9 protein-coding genes are annotated in these 7448 nt (G+C 54.0%); 4 read left to right on the top strand and 5 right to left on the bottom strand.

Translation table 11 applies throughout. The features are described 5' to 3' along the window. Positions 1-154: 154 nt before the first annotated feature. The 3 genes from Q4491_RS13115 to Q4491_RS13105 form a co-directional block, all read right to left on the bottom strand. Complete coding sequence (locus Q4491_RS13115) at positions 155-604, bottom strand: GNAT family N-acetyltransferase (RefSeq protein WP_303458027.1); 450 nt, start codon at positions 602-604, stop codon at positions 155-157. After that, positions 601-1071, bottom strand: coding sequence for a GNAT family N-acetyltransferase (locus Q4491_RS13110; RefSeq protein ID WP_303458025.1), 471 nt, complete (start codon positions 1069-1071; stop codon positions 601-603). The genes Q4491_RS13115 and Q4491_RS13110 overlap by 4 nt, the downstream gene beginning before the upstream one ends. A 127-nt stretch (positions 1072-1198) precedes the next feature. Further along, on the bottom strand, positions 1199-1384 hold the full coding sequence (locus Q4491_RS13105) for a hypothetical protein (RefSeq protein WP_303458023.1): 186 nt from the start codon (positions 1382-1384) through the stop codon (positions 1199-1201). Between the two features lie 96 nt (positions 1385-1480). Between Q4491_RS13105 and Q4491_RS13100 the strand changes: the two genes are divergently transcribed. The 4 genes from Q4491_RS13100 to Q4491_RS13085 all read left to right on the top strand — a co-directional run bounded on the left by Q4491_RS13100 (position 1481) and on the right by Q4491_RS13085 (position 5472). Beyond that, positions 1481-2401 carry a LysR substrate-binding domain-containing protein gene (locus Q4491_RS13100; RefSeq protein ID WP_192016190.1) on the top strand — a complete coding sequence of 307 codons (921 nt, stop codon included), beginning with the start codon at positions 1481-1483 and terminating at the stop codon, positions 2399-2401. A gap of 389 nt (positions 2402-2790) precedes the next feature. Then, the gene (locus tag Q4491_RS13095; protein WP_303458018.1) at positions 2791-3393 is read left to right on the top strand and encodes a recombinase family protein; all 603 of its coding nucleotides are present in this window, start codon (positions 2791-2793) and stop codon (positions 3391-3393) included. A 26-nt stretch (positions 3394-3419) separates the two neighbouring features. Further along, positions 3420-4262 carry a siderophore-interacting protein gene (locus Q4491_RS13090; RefSeq protein ID WP_303458016.1) on the top strand — a complete coding sequence of 281 codons (843 nt, stop codon included), beginning with the start codon at positions 3420-3422 and terminating at the stop codon, positions 4260-4262. Between the two features lie 25 nt (positions 4263-4287). Beyond that, on the top strand, positions 4288-5472 hold the full coding sequence (locus Q4491_RS13085) for a multidrug effflux MFS transporter (protein WP_303458032.1): 1185 nt from the start codon (positions 4288-4290) through the stop codon (positions 5470-5472). 65 nt (positions 5473-5537) lie between these two features. On the opposite strand, the gene Q4491_RS13080 is transcribed toward Q4491_RS13085, so the two are convergent. Next, positions 5538-6257 (bottom strand): gamma-glutamyl-gamma-aminobutyrate hydrolase family protein, encoded by a 720-nt coding sequence (locus Q4491_RS13080; RefSeq protein ID WP_303458014.1) that lies wholly within the window; start codon positions 6255-6257, stop codon positions 5538-5540. Between the two features lie 14 nt (positions 6258-6271). After that, positions 6272-7441 carry an iron-containing alcohol dehydrogenase gene (locus Q4491_RS13075; protein ID WP_303458012.1) on the bottom strand — a complete coding sequence of 390 codons (1170 nt, stop codon included), beginning with the start codon at positions 7439-7441 and terminating at the stop codon, positions 6272-6274. Between the last annotated feature and the right edge of the window lie 7 nt (positions 7442-7448).

Below are 7448 nucleotides of genomic sequence, written 5' to 3'. Positions count from 1 at the left end.
CAAAGAACAAAAAGGGGCTTTCTGGGTACTCTTTGCCCCAACAAAGAGTACCTGGCGCGCATCACACAATGCCAAGTAAACCACCGGACTCAAGCGCGACATACCTCAGCTGTACCAAAATCCCAACCACAAAACTTTCACTCACAGGAAGCGGTTATAAATCCAGCCTCAATCGCAGCATATCTTTATGCTGAATACCCAGCTCAAAGATTGCCTCATCATAGTGATCGAGAAAGAAATCTTTAGCGACACTCTCAACCCGAAACCCCAGCCGCTGGTAAAACGTCAGCTGATAACCGAACGTACCGGTCCCCAGCACGACTGACTGAACACCCTGCTCTTTCAGCCGGGGAAATAATGCAGATAACAGCTGCGAGCCTATGCCCTGCTGCTGAAACGCCGGATAGACCGCCAGATTGAAGACTTCGTAAGTATTTTCTGCGATCAGCTTGGCAACACAGACCCCGATGATTTCGCCATCAACCACAGCAGCCAGGCAATAAGCCCCGTTCAGATAACCCTGAATACAGGCTTCGGAGGGATCAGCTTCCAGCAGCAGGGCCATCGGGATCTGTGCGGCATTAAGATGATGAATTTCAATCATGACAGACTCAGCGCCATAATCAGCTCGTCTGCTGTCTGGCCCGTTACCTGAAAACCGGCTTTTTCATAACGGTGTTTTGCTGCCAGGTTATGCGGGTAGACATCCAGCTGGAGTACGCGAGCCTGATGCTTTTCAGCCGCCGTGTGTCTGGCAGCGTTGATCAGCGCCATGCCGACACCAGCGCCCTGGCACCGGCTTTTGACGTACATTTGTGTAAGCAGCACCGTCCGGTTTTCCAGTTCAGACACACCACACAAACCGATAAGTTCTTCACCCTCAAACGCCCCCAGCATAGTGTGCTGCGGGCTTTGGCTGGCTATGTTACGCTCAAAATGCATGGTTGGCTGCTGCCGCTGCTCCTCATAGTTGGCACCAAAGCAGTCTGGATGTAACCGCAGACTTTCCAGACGAATGTCGCGATATGCAGGAATATCAGCAGGGGTTAAAGCACGAATGGTCACTTCCATATCTCGGTCTCTCAGATTTCCTTCTCCTCTGCATGTTAACCACAAATTCAACAAGTTGTATACCCTGTTCCCCGGCTTAGCCTCTGGCAGACAAAATCACTTTCGGCTCAAACATAAAGCAACAAACCTATAAATATTTCTGATAGTCCTTCGACGGTGTGGGCGATGACTCAAGCCCGATATCTTTCTTCAGGTGCGGACTGAATGATTCTGGTTGCAACTGTGTCTTTTTCTGCCAGTTTCCCCATAACCATGGCTTTTTCTGATTAAACAGCTGAATTTCAACTTCCCATTGCAGTGCTACTCTGATCATTTTATTCCCCTTCAGTCACAGTGCCTGCAGGAATTATGCGTATAATGAGTCCCGGCCACGAACGATGATTCATTACACTTACTATAAGCTGAGATTATGGACAATCGACTACAGTACTTATCCGGATTACGCTACTTTGAAGTGGCAGCCCGACGCCAGAGCTACAGCAAAGCCGCCGAAGAATTGTATGTCAGCCAGGCCGCCGTCAGTCAGAAAATCCGCCAGTTAGAAGAGGTACTGGGCTGCAAACTCTTTGTCCGGCAAGGGCGGAACATGATACTGACCACGCAGGGATCCAGTCTGTATACCGATGTTTCACGCGGATTCGATCATATACTGTCCGGTCTGAACCGCATTCAGGCGGAGCCTCTGGAGGGGATCCTGACCGTTAATACCTCCCGATCTTTTGCCTCCCGCTGGCTGATGCCCCGCTTGTGGAAGTTCACTATGATCCATCCGGATATTTCCATCCGGGTCGATGCCACTACCGAAGCGCCTGACATGAAGTACGGTAGTATTGATCTCGCCATCAGACAGGGCCACAAAGTACATCTTGGTGACAGTATTCAGTCCTGTGTGCTGTATGAAGAACCTGTATATCCGCTCTGCTCACCCGAGCTGGCCAATTCGATGAAGTTTACCCATCCGGAACAGCTGCTGAAATGCTGGCTGATTCACTGGGCTGAAACCTGTAATTTAACCTGGGAGCGCTGGTTTAACACGGCGGGAATTGACGTGCCCGAGGGGAACTTACAATGGATGGAAGTCAGCACCTTTGAAATGGGGTTGAATGCCGTCATGGCCGGTCACGGCGCCTGTTTAGGCACGCTGAGTCTGGCCGGTGATTTCATCGAAAACGGCCTGTTGGTCAAGCCTTTTGACATTGGCTTAGTGCCGGGTATCCGCTACACCTTATTTTACGACCGCACCTCACCGCGCATGACCCGTGCTCAGGCCTTTATCGACTGGCTGCATCAGGAAGTCCGACAGTCTCAGGCACAGCCCGTGCTTACATGACTACTTGCAAGAATGACTTCCTGTGCACCCTCTTTTATGGATCCCCGCCTTCGCGGGGATGACTAAAAAAACAACAAATACAAACATTTATAGCAACAGCATAACGCACAAGTAAAACCAAACTCTACGTATGGCCTTACTGTCATTCACACCAGCACACTAGTACCTAAAAAATTCAAATTACTCATTAACTAAACGTCATCCCCGCGCAGGCGGGAATCCATCTGGCGCGCTAAACAGCATGCATTCACTTATCCCCCTCCCGCCCAAAATAGCTCATTTGGTGTTGCAAGAACAAATTTGAACCTCTATGATAACCATTAAATGAGCCACACCAAATGACCCATCTCTGAGACCACAGACAGAAGCTGTCCTGTTAAGGAGTCACTATGCCCACCCTGTACGGCTATATTCGCCTGTCGCCGAAAATGAGCGATCCTGAAGCGTTGATCCGGCAAATTACCGATTATGATCCCAATCTGCGGCTGTTCCGGGAAACCGGGATCCGCGGTAACGTTCCTGCTGAGGAGCGCCCCCGGTACCGCGACTTATTCAACACCCTGAAACCGGGTGATCAGTTGATCGTCCGCTGGGTGACAGATCTCGGTTTTCATTTCGATGCCTGCCATCAGACCCTTCAGCAATTACTGGACAAAGGCGTGATCGTCCATACCGTGAACCAACCACTGACCTTCAAACCGGGCTGCCCAATCACCGATGCCTTGCTGCTGATGCTCAAAGGTTATGCGAACTCACACACCCAGCACCGGTTGTGGGCCGCCGAGGCGGGTCGGGATTCACTGCGCCAGGACAAAGCTGCATGGAAAGAAAAATTTCGCGGCCGCCGTGCCAATCATGAAGTGCACCACCAGATTGCCATGCTGCTCAAGGCAGGGAAAACCCTGCAGACAGTGGCTGACGAAACCGGTGTCAGCCTTTCTACGGTAAAACGTGTCAAAGCAAAGATGCAGCATCACGGCCACGAGCTGTAAATCCAAATTCAAACAGAGACCAACACATGCAAAAACGACTACAACCCAAATCATTTACTGTGCAGCAAGCGTTTGATATCAGCCCGAACATGCGTCGCGTGATTCTGACAGGCGAAGATATCCGCCATCTTCCGGCCGACAGTGCCGGTCAGTATGTCAAACTGCTGTTCACTCCTGCCGGCAGTACCGACCTGAGCACATTGTCTGAGGGCCAGAAACCTGTGCTGCGCACCTTCACCATCAGTGAATTTGATCCAGAGCAGGACACCTTGGCGCTGGATTTTGTCAAACATCACCACAAGGACAAGAGCCAGCGCAAAGACGAGCACCAACACAAAGGCGAGATCACGCCGGAACAAGGCGGTTATGCGTGTCACTGGGCCATGCACACTCAGCCAGGCGAACAGATTTCCCTCGGCGGACCAAATACCATTCAGGGCCTGGCCGATGACAGTGACTGGGTACTGATCATTGGTGATATGACAGCACTGCCTTCCATTCAGCTCAAAACAGCCCGCCTTGCGGCAGATAGCCAGGGTTATGTGGTGCTGGCACTCAGCAGCGAGCAGGATTTACCGGCACTGCAGTTGCCCTCAGGCGTTGAATTAATCACTGTGGTGGATGGGGAACGCTCAGGCACCGCACTGGCTGAGAAAGTAACGCAACTGCGCTGGCCGGATGGAAAGCCAGCTATCTGGTGTGCCTGCGAATTCAGCACTATGCGGGCCATTCGCCAGCACATCAGCCAGCAGGATCAGTTCGATCGCAAAACTTGTTACATCAGCAGCTACTGGAAACACGGGGTAACGGAAGACGGGCACAAGGTCATCAAGCGCGAGGATCAGGACAGCTATCATGGCGAAGCCTGATGCCGAGACGGCAGAGGGATCAGCGGTGTCTGCCGCTTTTTCCTGGCGTCCGATTTTACTGGCCTGCCTGACCATCAGCATAGGTCAGTTTGGCATGGGGCTGGTGTTTCCTTCCCTGCCCTGGATAGCCAAAGACTTTGGCATATCCATCGATCAGGCTCAGCTGCTGATTTCGGTCTACTTACTCGGTTTCGGTCCGTCGCAATTCATCTACGGCCCGATCTCAGATGCCTTAGGCCGTCGCCGCGTGCTGTTAGCCGGAATCCTGCTTGCAGTGGCCGGTCTGATTCTGGTGATCCTTGCCAGCGACAGTTTTTACGGCTTAGTGGCCGGTCGCCTGATGCAGGGACTGGGGGCGGGTTGCTGCGCTGTGCTGGCCCGCGCCTCGACACGGGATTCGTACACAGGTGAACAACTGCCGCAGGCGCTGTCTTATCTGACCATGGTGGCCTCGTTTACGCCGATTTTTGCGCCCGTGATTGGCGGTTTCATTAACCACCACTTTGGCTGGCTGTCGGTCTTTATCGTGCTGGCGAGCTATATTACCCTGGTGTGGTTTGCATTGTGCCTGATGTTCAAAGAAACCATGCACGACAAGCAAGCTGTGCCTTCAGTGAGGAAAGTCGCTGCGGATTACCGCTCGCTGTTGTCGTCACGTTATTTCCTGAGTTTTGCCAGTATCGGCTGGCTGAACTTCAGTCTGGTCGTCACCACCATCTCGCTGATGCCCTTTATCATGCAGGTTCAGATTGGCATGACCTCAGACGAATACGCCCTCTGGGCTCTCCTGCCGACTGCAGGGTTGTTTTGCGGTGGTTTTCTGGTCAGCTGGCTGCGGCCAAAAATCGGCACCAAACGCATGCTGTACCTCGCACCTGCCGTTCATCTCATTGCGGCGGCCTGGTTAATTCTTACACCGCTGACACCACTGATGATGATGCTGGGTCAGTTCCTGATGGTGTTTGGCAACGGCATCGCCATGCCTTGTGCCCAGTCGCAGGTGATGCTGCCGTACCGCAAACAGGCTGGCACTGTGGCCGCGTTATCCGGTGGCGGGCAGATGCTGCTTTCAGCCCTGGTCAGTATGGCGCTGATCAAGCTGGGCATTCATCAGGCCTGGCAGCTTGGCTGTGTGATCGGGGTCTTTGCACTGATTGTCGCCCTGAATATCCGTAACGGGTTCCGCACGCCGTTACCTGACAGCCAGTAAAGAAAAACACCTGCCCCTGTTCGGGTTAACAGGGGAAGGTGTTCAGCCACAGTAAAGCGACAGGGTTATGAGGAGCGCAGGAAATCGAGCATCCAGCGGGTGACTCTTTCACTGTCTACCGGCATGTGCAACGATGTCAGTCCGGTATCCAGTACTTTGGCTGGTAACAGCGCCTTTCTTGCCAGCATCAGGTCCCGCGAATAGGCCTTGCTGAATTCAGGGTGGCCCTGAATGCCGAGAAAATGCTCGCCCACTTGCAGCATGTAATACGGGCAAAAATCACTCCCGGCCAGCACAGCCGTATCATCCGGTAACCTGACCACCTGATCCTGATGGCTGACCAGCAAAGACAGATCGGACGGGAACGCGGCATTTTCCGTTACTCCCGCCGGCAACGCATGCAGCGCATGTGTCGCCACACCAATCCCCCAGCCCTGCGGCGCCTGAATCACTTCGCCCCCCAGTGCTTTTGCGATCAACTGATGACCAAAGCAGATCCCCACCAGCTTCTTTTTACGGGCATGCAACGCCCGCACAAAAGCCAGCAACGGGGGGATCCAGGGCAGGTCATCGTTGACACTGTGACGACTGCCCGTGGTCATATACACATCGCATTCATCAACATCCTGCGGCAGCTCGCCGTCCAGCGCCCGGTAAAAAACCAGTTCCGGCGCGTCACCGGCATCGCGCAGCAGCTGAGTGAACATCGCCGGATAATTACCGTGGTCAGATTGCAAATCCTGCCTGACATCATCGCACTGCAGAATACCCATTCTTACCGTCATGGAGCCTCCTGGTGTCAGTGCTGTGGCAAGCGGCCCGTCACAGCGTCCACAAAAATCCGGCTGTATTGCTCGGCGCTCAGTGCAACAGGATTTCCGCCTGCCGACGGGTCCTGCACCGCCATGCGGCCTACACGCTGTGCTTCTTCAACCGTAATATCAATATCCGCCAGCGTATGGGGGATCTGCAGGGCGGCACGGAAATCCAGAACCCAGGTCAGGAAAGCATCGAAACCGGGCTCGGGTAAATCCAGATAGCGGGCCAGATGGGTCAGCTTATCTTCAATCGCACTGCGGTTTGCCACCAGCACATAGGGCATCAGGATGGCATTCAATAAGCCGTGATGCTTGTCGTATAACGCCCCCAGTGTGTGGGCGATGGCATGCATCCCGCCCAGACCACGCTGAAAGGCAGTCGCGCCCATACTGGAGGCCACCAGCATCTGGGTGCGGGCCTCAAGGTTACTGCCGTCGGCAACCGCCTGTGGCAGATAGGCTTTAATCAGCCGGATCCCTTCCAGTGCGATACCTTCGGCCATCGGGTGATAGCCGTTGGCACAATAGGCTTCAAGATTATGCGACAGTGCATCCATACCGGTCGCCGCTGTGATATGCGGCGGCAGCCCGGTCGTCACCGCCGGGTCGAGCAACACACGTACCGGCAGCATCTTAGGATGAAAAATGATCTTTTTGACGTGGTTGGCCGTATCAGTGATCACAGATGCACGCCCGACTTCAGAGCCGGTCCCGGCTGTGGTCGGGATCGCGATAACAGGGGCAATAGCATCCACATTGGCCTGCAACCAGTTGTCGCCCACATCTTCGAATGCCCACAGCGGCAGTGACTGTCCCGCCATCAGGGCAATGGCTTTGGCGGCATCCAGGCTGGAACCGCCACCAAAGGCAATCACACCGTCAAAACCGCCCTGACGATACACAGTTAGGCCGTCTTCGACATTCTCGCCGGTCGGATTACCCTGAATCCGGCTGAACACCTCACAGCCAATGCCGGCTTCGCGGCATAACGCCACAGTTTCCGTCACCATGGGCAGGGCTGCCAGTCCGGGATCGGTGACCAATAATGCGTTGCTGATCCCGGCGCCGCGGCATGCCTGTGCGATTTGCTGTAAACAACCTTCACCTACTGTGATCGGCGTTGGGTAATTCCAGTTTCCTTTCAGCGACATCTTGCTC

The organism is Photobacterium sp. 2_MG-2023 (assembly GCF_030547675.1).
GTDB classification, from domain to species: Bacteria; Pseudomonadota; Gammaproteobacteria; order Enterobacterales; family Vibrionaceae; genus Photobacterium; species Photobacterium arenosum.
Note: the sequence above shows the minus strand (reverse complement) of the source record. Positions and strands in the feature narration are given on the sequence as shown.